The organism is Kitasatospora papulosa, from assembly GCF_000717245.1.
Lineage (GTDB): Bacteria > Actinomycetota > Actinomycetes > Streptomycetales > Streptomycetaceae > Streptomyces > Streptomyces papulosus.
Genome location: NZ_JNYQ01000006.1, coordinates 186,679 through 203,700, shown reverse-complemented (window position 1 = coordinate 203,700; position 17,022 = coordinate 186,679). Strand labels below are relative to the sequence as shown.

Annotated in this window: 16 protein-coding genes and 1 riboswitch; of the genes, 2 read left to right on the top strand and 14 right to left on the bottom strand. The window is 71.5% G+C overall.

All coding sequences use genetic code 11. The features are described from left to right. Positions 1-31: 31 nt before the first annotated feature. From IA22_RS0119785 to IA22_RS0119735, 11 genes are all read right to left on the bottom strand, one after another. On the bottom strand, positions 32-1,114 hold the full coding sequence (locus IA22_RS0119785; protein WP_014157419.1) for a hemolysin family protein: 1,083 nt from the start codon (positions 1,112-1,114) through the stop codon (positions 32-34). Further along, positions 1,111-2,505, bottom strand: a complete 1,395-nt coding sequence (locus IA22_RS0119780) for a hemolysin family protein (RefSeq protein ID WP_030124322.1) — start codon at positions 2,503-2,505, stop codon at positions 1,111-1,113. The genes IA22_RS0119785 and IA22_RS0119780 overlap by 4 nt, the downstream gene beginning before the upstream one ends. A gap of 188 nt (positions 2,506-2,693) precedes the next feature. Beyond that, positions 2,694-3,173: a PH domain-containing protein gene (locus IA22_RS0119775; RefSeq protein WP_014157417.1), complete on the bottom strand. Its 480-nt coding sequence runs from the start codon at positions 3,171-3,173 to the stop codon at positions 2,694-2,696. Positions 3,174-3,269: 96 nt separating this feature from the next. Continuing rightward, positions 3,270-4,118 carry an ATP phosphoribosyltransferase gene (gene hisG / locus IA22_RS0119770; RefSeq protein WP_014157416.1) on the bottom strand — a complete coding sequence of 283 codons (849 nt, stop codon included), beginning with the start codon at positions 4,116-4,118 and terminating at the stop codon, positions 3,270-3,272. Positions 4,119-4,170: 52 nt separating this feature from the next. Further along, positions 4,171-4,443 (bottom strand): phosphoribosyl-ATP diphosphatase, encoded by a 273-nt coding sequence (locus tag IA22_RS0119765; RefSeq protein WP_014157415.1) that lies wholly within the window; start codon positions 4,441-4,443, stop codon positions 4,171-4,173. 35 nt (positions 4,444-4,478) lie between these two features. Then, positions 4,479-4,964, bottom strand: coding sequence for a 6,7-dimethyl-8-ribityllumazine synthase (gene ribH, locus IA22_RS0119760; RefSeq protein ID WP_014157414.1), 486 nt, complete (start codon positions 4,962-4,964; stop codon positions 4,479-4,481). 41 nt (positions 4,965-5,005) lie between these two features. Next, positions 5,006-6,292, bottom strand: a complete 1,287-nt coding sequence (locus IA22_RS0119755; protein WP_014157413.1) for a bifunctional 3,4-dihydroxy-2-butanone-4-phosphate synthase/GTP cyclohydrolase II — start codon at positions 6,290-6,292, stop codon at positions 5,006-5,008. After that, positions 6,289-6,933, bottom strand: coding sequence for a nicotinamide mononucleotide transporter family protein (locus IA22_RS0119750; protein ID WP_014157412.1), 645 nt, complete (start codon positions 6,931-6,933; stop codon positions 6,289-6,291). The genes IA22_RS0119755 and IA22_RS0119750 overlap by 4 nt, the downstream gene beginning before the upstream one ends. Continuing rightward, a complete protein-coding gene (locus tag IA22_RS0119745; RefSeq protein WP_030124321.1) occupies positions 6,930-7,550 on the bottom strand; it encodes a riboflavin synthase in 621 nt (206 codons plus the stop codon). Before IA22_RS0119745 ends, IA22_RS0119750 begins: the two co-directional genes overlap by 4 nt. Then, the gene (ribD, locus tag IA22_RS0119740; RefSeq protein WP_030124320.1) at positions 7,551-8,624 is read right to left on the bottom strand and encodes a bifunctional diaminohydroxyphosphoribosylaminopyrimidine deaminase/5-amino-6-(5-phosphoribosylamino)uracil reductase RibD; all 1,074 of its coding nucleotides are present in this window, start codon (positions 8,622-8,624) and stop codon (positions 7,551-7,553) included. It abuts the gene before it with no gap. A gap of 206 nt (positions 8,625-8,830) precedes the next feature. Next, positions 8,831-8,961: riboswitch (FMN riboswitch) on the bottom strand. A 308-nt stretch (positions 8,962-9,269) separates the two neighbouring features. Continuing rightward, a complete protein-coding gene (locus tag IA22_RS0119735) occupies positions 9,270-10,475 on the bottom strand; it encodes an ROK family transcriptional regulator (RefSeq protein ID WP_014157409.1) in 1,206 nt (401 codons plus the stop codon). Positions 10,476-10,616: 141 nt separating this feature from the next. Here IA22_RS0119735 and IA22_RS0119730 point away from each other — a divergent pair, with 141 nt between their 5' ends. After that, the gene (locus tag IA22_RS0119730) at positions 10,617-11,870 is read left to right on the top strand and encodes an MFS transporter (protein WP_014157408.1); all 1,254 of its coding nucleotides are present in this window, start codon (positions 10,617-10,619) and stop codon (positions 11,868-11,870) included. 328 nt (positions 11,871-12,198) lie between these two features. Further along, positions 12,199-13,620: a uracil-xanthine permease family protein gene (locus tag IA22_RS0119725; RefSeq protein ID WP_014157407.1), complete on the top strand. Its 1,422-nt coding sequence runs from the start codon at positions 12,199-12,201 to the stop codon at positions 13,618-13,620. A gap of 116 nt (positions 13,621-13,736) precedes the next feature. On the opposite strand, the gene IA22_RS0119720 is transcribed toward IA22_RS0119725, so the two are convergent. From IA22_RS0119720 to IA22_RS0119710, 3 genes are all read right to left on the bottom strand, one after another. After that, entirely contained in the window at positions 13,737-15,428 is a 1,692-nt protein-coding gene (locus IA22_RS0119720) for a flavin monoamine oxidase family protein (RefSeq protein ID WP_014157406.1), read from the bottom strand. A gap of 45 nt (positions 15,429-15,473) precedes the next feature. Then, the gene (locus IA22_RS0119715) at positions 15,474-16,271 is read right to left on the bottom strand and encodes a carbon-nitrogen hydrolase family protein (RefSeq protein WP_014157405.1); all 798 of its coding nucleotides are present in this window, start codon (positions 16,269-16,271) and stop codon (positions 15,474-15,476) included. A gap of 226 nt (positions 16,272-16,497) precedes the next feature. Next, positions 16,498-16,953 carry an Lrp/AsnC family transcriptional regulator gene (locus IA22_RS0119710; RefSeq protein ID WP_015576364.1) on the bottom strand — a complete coding sequence of 152 codons (456 nt, stop codon included), beginning with the start codon at positions 16,951-16,953 and terminating at the stop codon, positions 16,498-16,500. Positions 16,954-17,022 lie beyond the last annotated feature (69 nt).

The following is a 17,022-nucleotide window of genomic DNA, read 5'->3' as shown; positions in this document are numbered from 1 at the left end:
CCGGCGGCGGACGTGACCGGCTCGGCGGGACCTACCCCAGCGGAGCCATGGCCTTCGGTGCCTCCGGTGTGCGGCGGGGCACCGCGACGCGGTGGGCGGGGTCGCGGACCTCGCCCACGAGCATCTCCAGGACGTCCTCCATGGCGACCAGGCCGAGCACCTTGCCGGACGCGTCCGCGACCTGGGCGAGGTGGGTGGCGGCCCGGCGCATCACCGTCAGGGCGTCGTCGAGCGGGAGCTCGGCCCGGAGGGTGGCCATGGGGCGCCAGATCTGCTGCGGTACGGCACGGTCGGCGTCCTCCAGCTCCAGGACGTCCTTGACGTGCAGGTAGCCCATGAAGCCACCGCCCTCCGCGCAGACGGGAAAGCGTGAGTAACCGGTGCGTACGGTCAGTTCCTCGATGCGGCGGGGGGTGACGGACGGATCGACCGTCACCAGGGACGCCCGGCCGAGCAGCACGTCGGTCACGGGCCTGCTGCCCAGTTCCAGTGCGTCCCCGAGCCGTTCCTGCGCCTCCGGTTCCAGGAGGCCGGCCAGCCCCGCGTCCTCGACCAGCCGGTTGAGCTGCTCGCTGGTGAAGACGGCCTCCACCTCGTCCTTCGGCTCGACCTTGAAGAGCCTGAGCACGATCCGGGCGCAGGCCCCGAGCGCGGAGGTGACGGGCCGGCAGAGCCGGGCGAACCCGACCAGGCCGGGGCTGAGCCACATCGCGGTCTTCTCGGGGGCGGCCATCGCCAGGTTCTTCGGGACCATCTCGCCGATGACGAGGTGGAGGAAGACCACGGAGACGAGGGCGACCGCGAAGCCGAGCGGGTGCACGAGTCCCTCGGGCAGATGTGCCGCGTGGAAGACCGGCTCCAGCAGGTGGGCGACGGTCGGCTCGGCGACGGCACCCAGGGTGAGTGAGCAGACGGTGATACCGAACTGTGCGGCGGCCATCATCTGCGGCAGGTTCTCCAGGCCGTGCAGCACCTGCCTGGCCCGGCTCGACCCCGCTGCCGCGAGGGGTTCGACCTGACTGCGGCGTACGGAGACGAGCGCGAACTCGGCACCGACGAAGAAGCCGTTCGCCAGCACGAGGAGTGCGGCGAAGATCAGCTGTACGAGGCTCATCGCACGGCCTCCAGGAGGTCCTGGGTGAGCCGCTCGGGGCCTTCGGACCGTTCCGGCAGTCCGTCCGGCGATACCGGTATGTCCGTCAGGCGGACGAAGCGGACCCGCTCGGCACGGTAGTGGCCGACCTGGCGGACCGAGATCCGCCAGCCGGGGAGCTCGGACCGGTCACCGGGAGCGGGGATGCGTCCCAGCAGGTCGGCGACCAGCCCCGCCACGGTCTCGTAAGGCCCCTCGGGTACGTCGAGGCCTATCCTGCGCAGGGTCAGCACGCGGGTGCTGCCCTCGACGTCCCAGCCGGCGCGTCCGTCCTCGGCGACGACGGACGTCAGCTCGGGACGGTCGTCGCCCTCGGCGTCGTGTTCGTCCCTCACCTCGCCGACGAGCTCCTCGACGATGTCCTCCAGGGTGACGACACCGGCGGTGCCGCCGTACTCGTCGACCACCACGGCGATCGGCTGCTCGCTGCGCAGCCGCTGGAGCAGCTGTTCGACGGGCAGTGTCTCCGGCACCAGGAGCGGCGCCACGGCGATCCGGCTCACCGGGGCGCGCAGCCGGTCCTGGGAGGGGACGGCCAGGGCGTCCTTGAGGTGGACCATGCCGACGACCTCGTCGATGCGGTCCCGGTAGACCGGAAAGCGGGACAGCCCGGTGGCGCGCGTGAGGTTGAGGACGTCCGCCGCGGTCGCCGAGACCTGCAGCGCGCTGACCTTCACCCGCGGGGTCATGACGTGCTGGGCGGTGAGACCGGCGAGGGACAGCGTCCGTACGAAGAGGTCGGCGGTGTCCTGCTCCAGGGTTCCGGCCTCGGCGGAGTGCCGGGCCAGGGAGACGAGCTCGCCCGGGGTCCTCGCCGAGGCGAGTTCCTCGGTGGGCTCGACACCGAGCAGCCGGACGAGGCGGTTCGCCACGGTGTTCAGAGCGGTGATCACCGGTCGCAGGAGGGTGGAGAAGCGGTGCTGGGGACCCGCGACGAACCGGGCGACCTGGAGCGGCCGGGAGACCGCCCAGTTCTTCGGCACGAGCTCGCCGATCACCATCTGGACGGCGGAGGCGAACAGCATGCCGATCACGACGCTGACGCCGGGAACGGCCCCTCGGGGCAGTCCGGTGGCGGTGAGCGGTCCGGCGAGCAGCTGGGCGAGCGCCGGTTCGGCGAGCATGCCCACGACCAGCGAGGTGATCGTGATGCCGAGCTGGGTGCCGGAGAGCTGGAAGGAGAGTTCACGCAGGGCGGCGACGACGGTACGGGCCCGGCGGTCGCCTTCGGCGGCGGCGCGTTCGGCGTCCGGCCGTTCCACCGTGACGAGCCCGAATTCGGCTGCCACGAAGAACCCGTTGGCGAGGATGAGAAGGAATGCCGCGAGAAGCAGCAACAGGGGGGTGGTCATGCCGCCGCCTCCGGGGAGAGGGCGGCGCAGGTACTACCGGACGATCCGTCCATTGCTGGAGGGAGTCACTCCTTGGGTCGCAGGAATGTGCCCCGCGGGCCTCTGGGGCCTTCTGGTGCGGGGCGGGGCGCACCCGGTGCGCCACCGGTCCCAGAATAATCGGGATCGGGCCGAACGGGGCAGGGGGCTCAGCCGTTCTCCGTGGCGTTGTTCACTCCGCTGCCGTGGAATTCGACGAGCGCGCGCAGGGCCCGGGCGTCCGTGACGGCCCGTTCCTTGGCGATTCCCGGCTGGATGCCGAGGGCGGGCATGCTGGTGCCGTCGCTGAGGTCGAGGAAGACCCACGGGTCACCGGCCCGCAGGTTGACGCGCACGATCTCCGCCCAGGCCAGCCGGCGCGTCCGGGTGATGTTGACGACCGTCACACCTGTCGCGTCGGCCGTGACGCGGGGCCTGCTGAGCAGGGCGAGGACGCCGAAGAAGAGCAGGGCGACGAAGACGAAGCTGGTCCGCTCCCCCGGGCCCAGCTTCTCCAGGGTCAACGCGACGGCGGTGATGACGACGAACATCGCCGCCCCCACGGCCAGGAGGACCACCCGGGTGAGGGTGGGCCTGAAGGTGGCCGGAAGGGCGGGGAGTTCGGGAGCCCGGGGTGCGGGAGAGGACATGGCGGCGCTGTCGTCCTTAGCTGTGCTCGTGGTCCTGCCGTCGGGAGCCGCCGGCGGGAGTGGATGACCGTCGGAGGCGACGGGCGTGCACGACCGTCAGAGGCGGCAGGCGTGGATGGCCGTCGTGAGGATGGCGCGCGCGCCGAGCTCGTAGAGGTCGTCCATGATCCGCTGGGCCTCCTTCGAGGCGACCATGGAGCGGACGGCGACCCAGCCCTCGTGGTGCAGCGGGGAGATGGTCGGCGACTCCAGCCCGGGGGTGAGCGCGACGGCGCGCTCCAGGTGCTCGACCCGGCAGTCGTAGTCCATCATCACGTAGCTGCGGGCCACCAGGACGCCCTGCAGACGGCGCAGGAACTGCTGCACCTTCGGGTCGTCGTCGGGGGCGCCCTTGCGGCGGATCACCACGGCTTCCGACTTCATGATCGGCTCGCCGATGATCTCCAGGCCCGCGTTGCGCATGCTGGTGCCGGTCTCGACGACGTCGGCGATGACCTGCGCGACGCCGAGCTCGATGGCGGTCTCGACGGCGCCGTCGAGGTGCACGACGGAGGCCTCGACGCCCTCGTCGGCGAGGTGCTTCGCCACGATGCCCTCGTAGGACGTGGCGATCGTCATGCCGGTGAAGTCCTTGGGGCCGGTGGCCGTGCCGGGCTTCGTGGCATAGCGGAAGGTGGACCGGGCGAAGCCGAGCTGGAGGATCTCCTCGGCCTCGGCACCGGAGTCCAGCAGCAGGTCACGGCCGGTGATGCCGATGTCCAGCCGCCCCGAGCTCACGTAGATCGCGATGTCCCGGGGCCTCAGGTAGAAGAACTCGACCTCGTTCGTGGGGTCGACGAGGACCAGTTCCTTGGACTCCTTGCGCTGCCGGTAGCCCGCCTCATGGAGCATCGCCATCGCAGGCCCGGAGATTGCACCCTTGTTGGGGACGGCGATGCGCAGCATGAGGTCAGGTTTCCTTTGTGCGGAGGGAGTTCCGGGACGTGCGGGGGTGTGCTCAGAGGTGGGCGTAGACGTCGTCGAGGGAGATCCCGCGGGCGACCATCATCACCTGGACGTGGTACAGCAGCTGGGAGATCTCCTCGGCCGCCGCTTCCTTGCCCTCGTATTCGGCGGCCATCCAGACCTCGGCGGCCTCCTCGACGACCTTCTTGCCGATGGCATGCACGCCCTTGCCCACCAGCTCGGCGGTGCGGGAGGTGGAGGGGTCGCCGTCGGCGGCCTTGAGCTGGAGCTCGGCGAAGAGCTCTTCGAAGGTTTTGTTGGCCATGATGGTCCTTAGAATACGGGGTCCCGGAGTGCCGCTCAGCGCCAGGGTTCGCTGACGGTGCGCAGCGTGGCGGCGGTGGCCACGGCCGCGGTGACCGCCTCGTGGCCCTTGTCCTCGTGGGATCCCTCGAGTCCGGCCCGGTCCAGGGCCTGTTCCTCGTTGTCACAGGTGAGCACGCCGAAGCCGACGGGCACTCCGGTGTCGACCGTGACCTGGGTCAGGCCGTTGGTGACGCCCTGGGACACGTATTCGAAGTGCGGGGTGCCGCCGCGGATGATCACTCCGAGGGCGACGATCGCGTCGTAGCCGCGGCCGGCCAGGACCTTGGCCACGACCGGGAGCTCGAAGCTGCCGGGGACCCGGAGCAGCGTCGGCTCGTCGATCCCGAGGTCGTGCAGGGCGCGCAGGGCCCCGTCGACGAGTCCGTCCATGACCTTCTCGTGCCACTGGGCCGCGATCACCGCCACCCGGAGGTCTCCGCAGTTGCGTACGGACAGTTCGGGTGCGCCCTTGCCGCTCATGTCTCTCCTGTGTGTTCGCGCGTTCGTGTGTGGGTCGGTGCTTACTGGTTGCCGCAGGCGGACGCGGTGGCGTCGAGCCAGGGCAGGTCGTGCCCCATCCGGTCCCGCTTGGTGCGCAGGTAGCGCAGGTTGTGCTCACCGGCCTGGACGGGCATCGGTTCGCGTCCGGTGATCTCGAGTCCGTACCGCACGAGCGCGGCGGTCTTGTCCGGGTTGTTCGTCATCAGGCGCAGGGTCCGTACACCGAGGTCGCTCAGGATCTGGGCGCCCGCCGCGTAGTCCCGGGCGTCGGCGGGCAGGCCGAGTTCCAGATTGGCGTCGAGGGTGTCGGAGCCGCGCTCCTGGAGCTCGTACGCGCGCAGCTTGGACAGCAGTCCGATGCCGCGGCCCTCGTGGCCGCGCAGGTAGACGACGACCCCGCGGCCCTCGGCCGTGATGCGTTCCATGGAGGTGTGCAGCTGGGGCCCGCAGTCGCAGCGCTGGGACTGGAAGATGTCGCCGGTCAGGCACTCGGAGTGGACCCGGACGAGGACGTCCCGGCCGTCGCCGATGTCGCCGTGCACGAGTGCGACGTGCTCGACGCCGTCGACGACGGAGCGGTAGCCGTACGCGGTGAACGCGCCGAAGCTGGTGGGCAGCCGGACCTCGGCCTCCCGGCGCACGGTGGGCTCGGCGCTGCGGCGGTAGCTGATCAGGTCCTCGATGGAGATGATCGTGAGGCCGTGCTTGCGGGCGAAGGGGACGAGCTCGGGCAGCCGCAGCATCACGCCGTCCTCGCCGGCGATCTCGACGATGGCCCCGGCGGGACGCAGTCCGGCGAGCCGGGCCAGGTCGACGGCGGCCTCGGTGTGGCCGTTGCGGACGAGGACGCCGCCGGGGCGGGCCCGGAGCGGGAAGATGTGGCCGGGGCGTACGAAGTCGCCGGGGACGGCCCTGCCGCCCGCCAGCATCCTGAGCGTGGTGGCCCGGTCGGCCGCGGAGATCCCGGTGGTCACCCCGTGCTCGGCGGAGGCGTCCACGGAGACGGTGAAGGCGGTCTTCATCGACTCGGTGTTGTGCGTGACCATCTGCGGGAGTTCGAGGCGTTCCAGCTCCTCGTCCTCCATGGGGGCGCAGATCAGGCCACGGCACTCACTCATCATGAAGGCGATGATCTCGGGGGTCGCCTTCTCGGCGGCGATGACGAGGTCGCCCTCGTTCTCCCGGTCCTCGTCGTCGACGACCACGACGGGCCGTCCGGCGGCGATGTCGCGGATCGCCTGTTCCACGGGGTCCAGCGAGAGGTCTTCGAGGGGCCGGTCGTGCAACCAGGTGGGCTGGGCAGTCATGCCGTGGCTCCTTCCAGAGCGGGTGTCCGCGTACGCAGCCACCAGTCGCGCATGCCCCACAGGACGAGGGCGCCGTAGACGACGTAGATGAGACCGGAGAAGGCGAGTCCGCTGTGGAAGTTGAGCGGTACGCCGACGAGGTCGACGAGCAGCCACGCGAACCAGAACTCGACCATGCCGCGCGCCTGGGCGATCATCGCCACGAGGGTTCCGGCGAAGATGTAGGCGTCCGCCCACGGGCTCCAGGAGAGCGACGGGAAGGCCGTGAACAGCCCGCCGACCGCGAGGGTCCCCAGCGCGGCGCCGCCCAGCAGGTAACCGCGCTCGCGCCAGGTGGCGAAGCGCACGGCGATGGAACCGTCCTGCGCCTGCTTCCTGCCGCGGGTCCACTGCTGCCAGCCCCAGACGGCGACGGCGACGACGATCAGCTGCTTGCCGACGCTGCCCGCCTGCTGGACGGAGACGTTGGCGGCGACCAGGACGACGCCGGACAGGAGCTGGGCGGGCCAGGTCCAGACCGAGCGGAGCCAGCCGAGGGCCAGCGCGATGAGGCCGACCGTGTTGCCGATCATGTCCGACCAGATGATGTGCTGCCCGAAGGCGCTGAACGCCTCCGAGTTCAGCCAGTGCAGGGCGCTCATGCGACCGGCTCCCCGGCTCCGGGGCCGCTACCGTGGGCGAGCAGCCGTTCGACGTACTTCGCGAGGACGTCCACCTCGAGGTTGACCGGGTCGCCCGGCTGCTTGAGGCCGAGCGTGGTCAGCGCGAGGGTGGTGGGGATGAGGCTGATCGTGAAGAAGTCCGGTCCCGCGTCCACCACGGTCAGGCTCACGCCGTCGACGGTGATCGAGCCCTTCTCCACGACGTAGCGGGCCAGGCCGGCGGGCAGGGAGACCGTGACGAGCTCCCAGTTCTCGGAGACCTTGCGCTCGACGATGTGGCCGGTGCCGTCCACGTGGCCCTGCACGAGGTGGCCGCCGAGGCGTCCGCCGAGGGCCATGGGGCGCTCCAGGTTGACCCGGGATCCGGGGGCCAGCGCGCCGAGGCTGGAGCGGTCCAGCGTCTCGGCCATGACGTCGGCGGTGAACTCGTTCTCCCCGAGGCCCACGACGGTGAGGCAGACGCCGTTGACCGCGATGGAGTCGCCGTGCTTGGCGCCCTCGGTCACGACGGGCCCGCGCAGTCGGAAACGGGAGGCGTCGTCGAGCTTCTCGACGGCTGTGACCTCACCCAGTTCTTCGACAATTCCGGTGAACACTCAGTTTCCCTTCCGAGCAGGAACGGGGACGGCGGTGATGCGCAGATCGGGGCCGATACGGACGGTCTCGGTCACATCGAGGCGCAACGCCTGGGAGATGGTGGAGATTCCGGCGTCGGCGAGGACGGCGGGGCCCGCGCCGAGGAGGACCGGTGCGAGGTAGCCGACGACGGTGTCGACCGCCCCCGCGGCGACGAAGGATCCGGCCAGAACCGGCCCGCCTTCGAGGAGTACGGATCGGACGCCGCGGGCGTGGAGAGCGGCGAGCAGCGCGTCGATGTCCAGGCCGGGCCCGGTGGCGGCGCGCGGGAGGCGCAGCACGGCCTCCTCCGGGAGGTGGCCGGCCTCGGCGTCGTCGGCGACCGCGACCAGGGTGGGCGCGGACCCGTCGAGGACGCGGGCCCCGGGCCGTACGGCGGTGGCACCGGTGTCGACGACCACGCGGAGCGGCTGGACGGTGCCCTCGATGCCGCGTACGCCCAGCTGGGGGTCGTCGGCCCGGGCGGTGCCGGAGCCGACCACCACGGCGTCGGCCTCGGCACGCAACCGGTGGACGTCGGCACGGGCCTCGGGCGAGGTGATCCAGCGGCTGGTGGCGTCGGCGGCGGCGATGCGGCCGTCGAGGGTCGCCGCGTACTTCCAGAGGACGTACGGGCGGCCGAGGCGGACCGAGGTGAGCCACGCGGTGTTGCCCGCCTCGGCCTCGTCGGCGAGGAGGCCCTGTGCGACCTCCAGGCCGGCGCCGCGCAGGGTGTCCGCGCCACCTGTGGCCTGCGGGTTCGGGTCGCTCACCGCGTACACGACGCGGCGGACGCCGGCCTCGATCAGTGCCTGGGCACAGGGGCCGGTGCGTCCGGTGTGGTTACAGGGTTCGAGAGTGACGATCGCGGTGCCGCCACGGGCCCGCTCGCCGGCCGCGCGCAGGGCGTGGACCTCGGCGTGCGGCCCTCCGGCGCGCTGGTGGAAGCCCTCACCGGCCGGGTCCCCGGCGGCGTCGAGGATGACGCATCCGACGACCGGGTTCGGGCTGGTGGCGCCGAGTCCGCGGGCCGCGAGCGTGATCGCCCGCCGCATGGCGGCTGTTTCGGCTGCGATGGCCACCGGGTCCTCCTGCCTCTTCGGGCACGGACTCCGGGGCCTGTCGATGACGACAGAGGGAGCGGAACGCAACAGGGGACGCCGGAGACCGAAGACACGGATGTGGTCGCCCCGGAACATTCCGGAACGCCGGGGATCTCCCGGAGAACATCCGCCTACGGCGGCGTACCTGTGACGGCCCGCCGCGCACTGCCTCCCATCCGGACTTTCACCGTCGGTCCAGGAATCTCACCTGGTCAACCGGCCGCTGGATGCGGACGGGTCGCGGACTATAACCGCCGGTTCGGAATTACACCGACCCCGGAGTGCGCTGCTGCTGGTACACACGTCATTCTGCCACGTCCGTCAACGGTCCATACGGGTGAGTTCTGTGGGACGGCTCACAGAGCGTGGTGGGGCGGGGGCGGCCATGCCCGACGACCGGGCGCGTTCCTGCTGGTGAGCGGCGCGGTGAACGAACCGGGTCGTGGGCCGCCGCGCTTCCGCTGCCGGCAGCGGGTCGACGCGAAGACCTCTCCCCTGTTGACGGCCGCCGTCCGCTGCCGTCCAGCTTGCCCCTCGGCCCTGACCCGCCGGCCCGGCCCCTGTCTCCGCTGTCGTCCGCACCCCCGGGTTCCCGCCTCACCCTCCCGGGCTGAAGAGCGCGTCCTGCGCGGCTTCCCGGGCGGCGAAGAGCGCGCCGCGCAGGACCGCCCCACCCCCGAGCATCCCGGCCCTGACCTCCGTGCGCAGCGGTGACATCCGGGCCAGCCGCTCCTCCACCCGCGCGGCCAGTACGTCACCACCGGCGCGGCCGACCTCACCGGCGAGGACCAGGCAGCCAGGGTCGAGGACGGAGACGACGGAGGCGGCTCCGAGCGCCAAGCGGTCGGCAAGTTCGGACAGGAAGGCCTCACCGGCCGCGTCGCCGACCCGCAGAGCGGCCCGGACGGCGAACGCCGCCGCCGGGTCCTGTTCCTGTTCCTGAGCGCCGTCTGCTGAGGGGCCCCACGCCGGGATGCCGTGCCGCGCCGCCAGCTCACAGACGGCGGCCGAGCCGACCAGGGAGTGGAATCCGCCCTCGCAGTTGACCGACGAGGGGACCCCGGAGGTACCGGGCACCGGCAGGAACCCGATCTCCCCGGCGCCGCCCGAGGCACCGCGCCTCAGTTTCCCGTCGAGCATGACGGCGGCGCCGATGCCGTGACCGAGCCAGAGGAGGACGAAGGTGTCGCGGTCCTGTGCCGCGCCGATGCGGTGTTCGGCGACGGCGGCGAGGTTGGTCTCGTTCTCGACGAGGACGGTGGCGGACAGCCGTTGCTGGAGTTCCCTGACCAGACCCCCGTGCCAGGCCGGAAGCCCCGCGGTGTTCCTGAGCTCGCCGGTGACCGGGTCGATCAGGCCGGGGGCGCCGATGCCGACGCTGTGCAGCGGGGCCGTGCCCGCGGTGCGGGCGGTGCGCTCCAGCATCCCCACGGCCCGCTCGACCGCGAAGCGTGTGCCGGTGTCGCTGCCGATCGGCAGGGTCGCCTCGGCGAGGGTGACACCGAGCAGGTCCGCGACGGCCACGGCGACGCTGTCCGTACGGACGTCGAGGGCGGCCAGGTGGGCGCGGTCGGCGACGATCCCGTACAGCCGGGCGTTGGGGCCCCGGCGGTCCGAGCCGCTCTCCCCTACCACCCGGACCAGACCGGCGTCCTGCAGGCGGTCCACCAGATCGGCGACCGTGGGCCGGGACAGGCCCGTCAGGGTCTTCAGCTGAGTGGCCGTCAGCGGGCCGTCCTGCTGAAGAAGTCGCAGGGCGAGCCGGTCGTTGATGGCCCGGGCGGTGCTCGGGGATGCGGGCATGCCGGGATCCTTCCAGACCGCTGACGGTCCACCGCCAGGGGGTTATTTATCAGGCAGGGTTCCTGATAGTTTACGGCGCGCACCGCACGACAGGCACCGGGCAATCCGGCTGCCGCAATTCTTCAGGGGAGGGCACGGCGTATGACGAAGGACTCGACGGTCCCGGTCTTCGGCACGGAGCAGATCAGGCGGGCCAGGTACGCCGTCGCCGCGGTCTTCGCCGTGCACGGGGCGGTGACCGGCAGTTTCGCGACCCGGGTTCCGTGGATCCAGGACCACGCCTCGGTGAGCGCGGGCCAGCTCGGTCTCGCGCTCGCCTTCCCCGCGATCGGGGCCTCCCTCGCCATGCCGCTGGCCGGCAGCGTCAGCCACCGCTTCGGCGCCCGGACGGCGCTGCGGGGTCTGCTGGCGCTCTGGACGCTGGCACTGATCCTGCCCGCCCTGGCCCCGAACCTGCTCACGCTCTGCCTGGCGCTGTTCGTCTACGGGGCGACCGCCGGCATGTCGGACGTGGCGATGAACGCGCTCGGCGTCGAGGTGGAGAACCGGCTCGACCGGTCGATCATGTCCGGGCTGCACGGCATGTGGAGTGTGGGCGCCCTGGCCGGCTCGGCGGCCGGCACGGTCGCCGCGCACCTCGGGACCGACGCACGGCTGCACCACACCGTGGCGGCCCTGGTGCTCACGGCGCTCGGCCTGGCGGCCTGCCAGGGAGTCCTGGACCTGCGCAGCGAGCCCGACGAGGAGCCGCCGCCGCGCTTCACCCTGCCTCCGAAGTCCGCGCTGGTCATCGGCGCGGTGGGCTTCTGCGCGGTGTTCGCCGAGGGAGCCAGCATGGACTGGTCCGCGGTCTACCTCCGCGACGTCATGGGCAGTTCGGCCGGGCTCGCCGCCGCCTCGACCACGGCGTTCGCCCTCATGATGGCCATCGCACGGATCGCCGGCGACAAGGTCGTCGACCGGTTCGGAGCGGTGCGCACCGTACGCGTCGGAGGCGTCCTGGCCACGGTCGGCGGGCTGCTCGTGGTCCTGTCGAACGGTCCGGTCCTGGCGCTCTGCGGCTTCGGCCTGCTGGGCCTGGGCGTGGCGGTGGTCGTCCCGCTGGCGTTCGCCGCGGCCGGACGCAGCGGAACCAACCCGAGCCGGGCCATCGCGGGCGTCGCCACCATCACGTACACCTCCGGTCTCATCGCACCGTCCGCGATCGGTTCACTGGCCGAGGCGACCTCGCTCCTCGTGTCGTTCGGCCTGGTGACGGTGCTGGCGTTCGGGCTGGTCCTGGGTGCGGGAGTACTGCGGGCGGGCGACCGCAAGGTCGCCGAGGCCGGCGTACCACTGCCTCCGGTGACGCAGCCGCAGCCCCAGTCGCCGACCAGGAGCGCGACGGACGGCTGACCGGCACGGCCTCGTGGCGTGGCTCCGGGCCGCCTCGTCCCGTGTGCCGGTGCGGACAGGTGCGCCGGGGGAAAGGCGCGTCGGGCGGGGCCGCAGCCAGTGATCGGCGGCGTCGCGGGCCGGTCGTACGCCCCTGCTGACCCGTCGGAGCGATACCGGCCCGTCGGAGCCGTCCCGCCCCGGCCTGCGGCGCGGCCGGCCGGAGCGTCCGCTTCCGCCCGTGTCGGGGGCGAGCGCGAGGACGCGGCGCTGCGGCACTACCATGGCTCTGATCTTTTCCGCGGGTGGACCCCCAGGGCGCACCGCACACACCAATCAGGGAGCGACCATGGGCCTCGGCGTGCGCTGGACCTTGCACGGCGACGGGAAGACCCCCGCACCGGGGGCCGTGGTGCGCCCCGACGAGCGGCTCTCCTGGCCCCGGACGTTCGGGCTGGGCGCCCAGCACGTGGTGGCCATGTTCGGCGCTTCCTTCGTGGCACCCGTGCTGATGGGTCTCGACCCGAACCTCGCGATCATGATGTCCGGTGTCGCCACCGCCATCTTCCTGCTGGCCACGAAGGGCAGGGTGCCGAGCTATCTGGGGTGCTCGCTCTCCTTCGTGGGTGTGGCCGCCACGATCCGGGCCACGGGCGGAAGCAGTGCCACGGTCACGGGCGCGGTCCTGGTGGTCGGTGCCGTGCTGTTCCTGGCCGGGCTCATGGTGCAGCGGTTCGGCGCGCGGATCATCCACGCGGCGATGCCGCCCGTGGTGACCGGTGCCGTCGTGATGCTGATCGGCTTCAACCTGGCGCCCGTCACCGCGTCGACCTACTGGCCGCAGGACCAGTGGACGGCCCTGCTGGTGATGCTGTTCACCGGCCTGGCCGTGGTCTGCCTGCGCGGCTTCTTCTCCCGTATCGCCATCTTCCTCGGCCTCGTCTTCGGCTACGTCCTGTCCTGGGTGCTCGACCTGCTCTTCGGGAAGATCCACTCCCCGGCCGGCGGTGCCGAGGCGGTCGACCACTGGCGGCTGGACCTGTCGGCCGTGGCGGACGCGGACTGGATCGGGCTGCCGTCGTTCCACGCGCCGAGCTTCGAATGGTCGGCGATCCTGGTCGCGCTGCCGGTCGTCATCGCCCTGATCGCCGAGAACGCCGGACATGTGAAGGCCGTCGGAGAGATGACCGGCGACTCGCTCGACGACAAGCTGGGCACCGCGATCGCCGCGGACGGTGCCGCCTCGATGCTGTCCACGGCCGTGGGCGGACCGCCGAACACCACCTACTCCGAGAACATCGGGGTGATGGCCGCGACCCGCGTCTACTCCACCGCCGCCTACTGGGCCGCGGCCTGTTTCGCGCTGCTCTTCGGCCTCTGCCCCAAGTTCGGAGCGGTCGTCGCCGCCATCCCCGGCGGGGTCCTCGGCGGCATCACCGTCATCCTGTACGGCATGATCGGCCTGCTGGGCGCCCAGATCTGGCTGAACGCCAAGGTCGACCTGCGCAACCCCCTCAACCTCGTCCCGGCCGCCGCGGGCATCATCATCGGAGTCGGCGGGGTCAGCCTGAAGATCACCGACAACTTCGAGCTGAGCGGTATCGCGCTCGGCACGCTCGTGGTGATCACCGGCTACCACGCGCTGCGGGCCTTCGCCCCCGCGCACCTCAAGACCCAGGAGCCCCTGCTGGACTCGGGCACGTCCCAGTACGACGAGAAGCAGTACGCCGAGAAGCAGCACGACGAGAAGCCGCCGGCCGGGACCTCCTGAGCACGCCGGACCGGGCCGCCCGGCCCGTGACCAACCCGTACGCCGTGGGCGTGGTGGTGCGGGACGGACGGTCCGGCCTCTCCCCCACCCCCTCCGGTGTCCCCCAGGAGCGCGGCTCAGCCCTCCGGGAGCTCGACCGGCGCGATGTCGTCGAAGACGTCCCCGGGGCCGGGGTTCGTGGGGTCGGTGGCGCCACCGAACTGCGCCATCACCCCCCATACGGCGTTCAGCGCGGTCTGCACGGCGCCCTCGGCCCAGCCCGCCGTCCACGAGATGTCGTCACCCGCGAGGAAGAGGCCGCGCTTGTCGGCCGGCAGCCTGTCCTGCATGAAGTGGGTGAACAGCCGCCGCTGGTAGCGGTAGTGGCCGGGCAGGTTGGCCTTGAACGCGCCCATGAAATAGGGCTCGTTCTCCCAGGAGACGGTGACCGGGTTGCCGATGACGTGCTTGCGGATGTCGACGCCCGGATAGATCTCGCCGAGTGACTTCAGCATGACGTCCATGCGCTCCTTCGGGGAGAGCGGCAGCCACTTCAGGCTGTCGTCGCACCACGTGTAGGAGAGGCAGATGACCGCGGGCTTGCCGGGCCCGTCGTCCAGGAGGTACGTGCCCCGGGTCATCCGGTCCGTGAGCGTCATGGACATCGTGTCCCGGCCGGTGGTCGCGTCCTTGTCGAGCCAGAACGGACGGTCGACCGGCACGAACAGCTTGGACGACTCCATGTAGTGCGTGCGCTCCATCGCCGTCCAGTGGTCGATCGGGAAGAGCGCGTCGTCGCAGGCGATCTTGGAGAGCAGCAGCCAGGACTGTCCGGTGAAGACGGCGGCCCGGTAGGTGCGGATGTCGCCGGTGGCGTCGGTGACGGTGACGTGGTTGCCGGCGGTGCGGTCCAGCCGGGTCACGGCGCCGCGCGGCTGCCCGTCGTGCAGGGAGGACAGCGACGTGCCGAGCGGCCAGTGCACGAGCTTCTGCGGCTCACGCTCCCAGAGGCGCAGCGGCAGTTGCTGGCTGCCTCCGACGATGCCCCGGTGGTGGTCGTCGGCCTCGGTGTAGACGACGCGGAGGATCTCCAGGATCGAGTTGGGGAAGTCGGTGTCCCAGCCGCCGGTGCCGAAGCCGACCTGCCCGAAGATCTCGCGGTGCCGGAAGGAGGAGAAGGAGTCGGAGGCGCAGAGGAACCCGTAGAAGGTCTGGTCGTCGAGCTTCTCGACGAGCTTCGCCCAGATCTCCCGGATGCGCGGCACGTCGCGCTCGCGCATCGCGCGGTTCATGTCCGAGAAGTCGGCGCCCTCCTCCAGGCAGGAGTTCCAGGCGTCCATCACCTCGCGGTAGACCGGGGGCAGATCGTCGATGGTCCGCGCGTAGTGGGACTCGCCCTTGAGGTCGACGACGGTCGACGGGGTGGCCGGCGAGAGGGGGTTGGGGAACGGCTTGGTCTCCAGACCCACCAGGTCGATGTAGTGCTGGAGCGCCGTGGACGAGGGCGGGAAGCGCATCGCGCCCATCTCGGCGGTCAGTGCCGGGTCGCAGCCCTCGAAGCCGACGGTGCGCAGGCGTCCGCCGATCCGGTCCGCCTCGTAGACGACGGGCCTGAGCCCCATCTTCATCAGTTCGTAGGCGGCGACGATGCCGGAGAGCCCGCCGCCGATGACGGCTACCTCGGCGCCGTGTTCGGTGGCCGGTATCTGCCCGATACCCGCCGGGTGGGCGAGGAAGTCGTCGTAGGCGTACGGGAAGTCCGGCCCGAACATGGTGATCGGCGGCTGCGCGTCGGTGTGCTGGACGGCGTTGGGCACGGTGGACGTCATGAGGGTGGGGGCTCCTGGCAGAAGGGCGTGCGACGGGATGCGGGATCAGACGAGGGAGCCGTACAGACCGGGGACACGGTCTTGGAGGTACGGGTTGGCGGCACGGGACGCGGCGAGCAGTCCGGGGTCGGCCTCGCCGACGACGAGTTCCTCGCCGCGTCCGGCGCGGGCGCGCACGGTGCCGTCGGGCCCTGCCAGGCAGCTGAGTCCGGTGAAGTCGAACTCCCCTTCCCTGCCTGCCCGGTTGACGTACGCGATGTAGAGCTGGCTCTCGAAGGCGCGGACCGGCACCACGGCCTCGGCGACGAACGGGAAGGGGTGCATCAGCGCGGTCGGGACCAGCAGGAGCTCGGTCCCGGCCAGGGCGTGCGCGCGCACGTTCTCCGGGAACTCGACGTCGTAGCAGATCAGCAGGCCGACCCGTACTCCGTCCAGTTCGGCCTGCACCACCGGGTTCTCGCCCGGGGTGAACCACTTCTCCTCGAAGCTGCCGAAGAGATGGGTCTTGCGGTAGTTGGCGAGCGGCGCACCGTCGGGGCCGATGAGCTGAGCCGCGTTGAACACGGCGTCGCCCGACCGCTCCGGGTAGCCGTAGTGGACGGCGAGGCCGTGGCGCACGCAGAGGTCGGCGATCGCCCGGGCGGAGGGCCCGTCCGCAGGCTCGGCCAGCTCGGGGACGGCGTCGCCGATGGCGTATCCCGTGAGGAACAGCTCCGGGCAGACCAGCAGGCGTGCGCCCGCGGCGGCGGCGCGTGCCGCGGCCTCGTCCAGCGCGGCGAGGTTGGCGTCGACGGAACCGGGGCGTCCGGAGCTCTGGAGCAGGGCGGTGCGCAGCGGCGGCATGGCTGACCTCGGGCGGGACGGGCGGGGTGGGGAGACGTATCGAAGGTACGGCGCGGGGATCACGGCCGACAAGGCGCGAATGTTGCGCGCTCACCGTCGATCCATTGCGTGTACCGGCGCCCGTGCGGCGATTCGTTGCGTAAGACGTTTCCGCAGGTCGGGCGAGTGATTTCGGTCTCGCCACGCGCCCGGCGCCGGTGGCCCGCCGGGCCCTGCCCGCGCGCTGTCAGGCAGGCGGGCCGGAGGAGAAACGCCGCAGCAGCGGGGAGAGCACGAGGACCGACTTGGTCCGCTCGACGTAAGGTTCACCGGCGATGCGTTCCAACACCTGTTCGAAGTGCCGCATGTCGGCGGCGAAGACCTGCACGATCGCGTCGGCGTCGCCCGTCACCGTGGACGCGGACGCGATCTCCGGGTACGTGGACAGCCCTCGCTTGATCGCTTCGGGCGCGGTGTTGCGGCTGCAGTAGATCTCGATGAAGCCCTCGGTCTCCCAGCCGAGCGCGGCGGGGTCGACCCGCACGGTGAAGCCCGTGATGGCTCCCTCGGCGCGCAGCCGGTCCACACGGCGCTTGACCGCGGGGGCGGAGAGGCCGATGAGGGCTCCGATGTCCGCGTAGGAGCGGCGGGCGTCTTCGGCGAGGGCGTGGACGATGCGTTCGTCGAGGTCGTTCAGGCGCACTTCGGGCGGATCACTTTTCTGCGGCGGAGGGCTTCGGGGGCGGCACGTGCCGCCCCCGAAGTAGACCAC

Coding starts and splice junctions, on each gene's coding strand:
- IA22_RS0119785 (WP_014157419.1), bottom strand. CDS start 1,114: ATGAGCCTCGTACAGCTGATCTTCGCCGCACTCCTCGTGCTGGCGAAC.
- IA22_RS0119780 (WP_030124322.1), bottom strand. CDS start 2,505: ATGACCACCCCCCTGTTGCTGCTTCTCGCGGCATTCCTTCTCATCCTC.
- IA22_RS0119775 (WP_014157417.1), bottom strand. CDS start 3,173: ATGTCCTCTCCCGCACCCCGGGCTCCCGAACTCCCCGCCCTTCCGGCC.
- hisG (WP_014157416.1), bottom strand. CDS start 4,118: ATGCTGCGCATCGCCGTCCCCAACAAGGGTGCAATCTCCGGGCCTGCG.
- IA22_RS0119765 (WP_014157415.1), bottom strand. CDS start 4,443: ATGGCCAACAAAACCTTCGAAGAGCTCTTCGCCGAGCTCCAGCTCAAG.
- ribH (WP_014157414.1), bottom strand. CDS start 4,964: ATGAGCGGCAAGGGCGCACCCGAACTGTCCGTACGCAACTGCGGAGAC.
- IA22_RS0119755 (WP_014157413.1), bottom strand. CDS start 6,292: ATGACTGCCCAGCCCACCTGGTTGCACGACCGGCCCCTCGAAGACCTC.
- IA22_RS0119750 (WP_014157412.1), bottom strand. CDS start 6,933: ATGAGCGCCCTGCACTGGCTGAACTCGGAGGCGTTCAGCGCCTTCGGG.
- ribD (WP_030124320.1), bottom strand. CDS start 8,624: ATGCGGCGGGCGATCACGCTCGCGGCCCGCGGACTCGGCGCCACCAGC.
- IA22_RS0119735 (WP_014157409.1), bottom strand. CDS start 10,475: ATGCCCGCATCCCCGAGCACCGCCCGGGCCATCAACGACCGGCTCGCC.
- IA22_RS0119730 (WP_014157408.1), top strand. CDS start 10,617: ATGACGAAGGACTCGACGGTCCCGGTCTTCGGCACGGAGCAGATCAGG.
- IA22_RS0119725 (WP_014157407.1), top strand. CDS start 12,199: ATGGGCCTCGGCGTGCGCTGGACCTTGCACGGCGACGGGAAGACCCCC.
- IA22_RS0119720 (WP_014157406.1), bottom strand. CDS start 15,428: ATGACGTCCACCGTGCCCAACGCCGTCCAGCACACCGACGCGCAGCCG.
- IA22_RS0119715 (WP_014157405.1), bottom strand. CDS start 16,271: ATGCCGCCGCTGCGCACCGCCCTGCTCCAGAGCTCCGGACGCCCCGGT.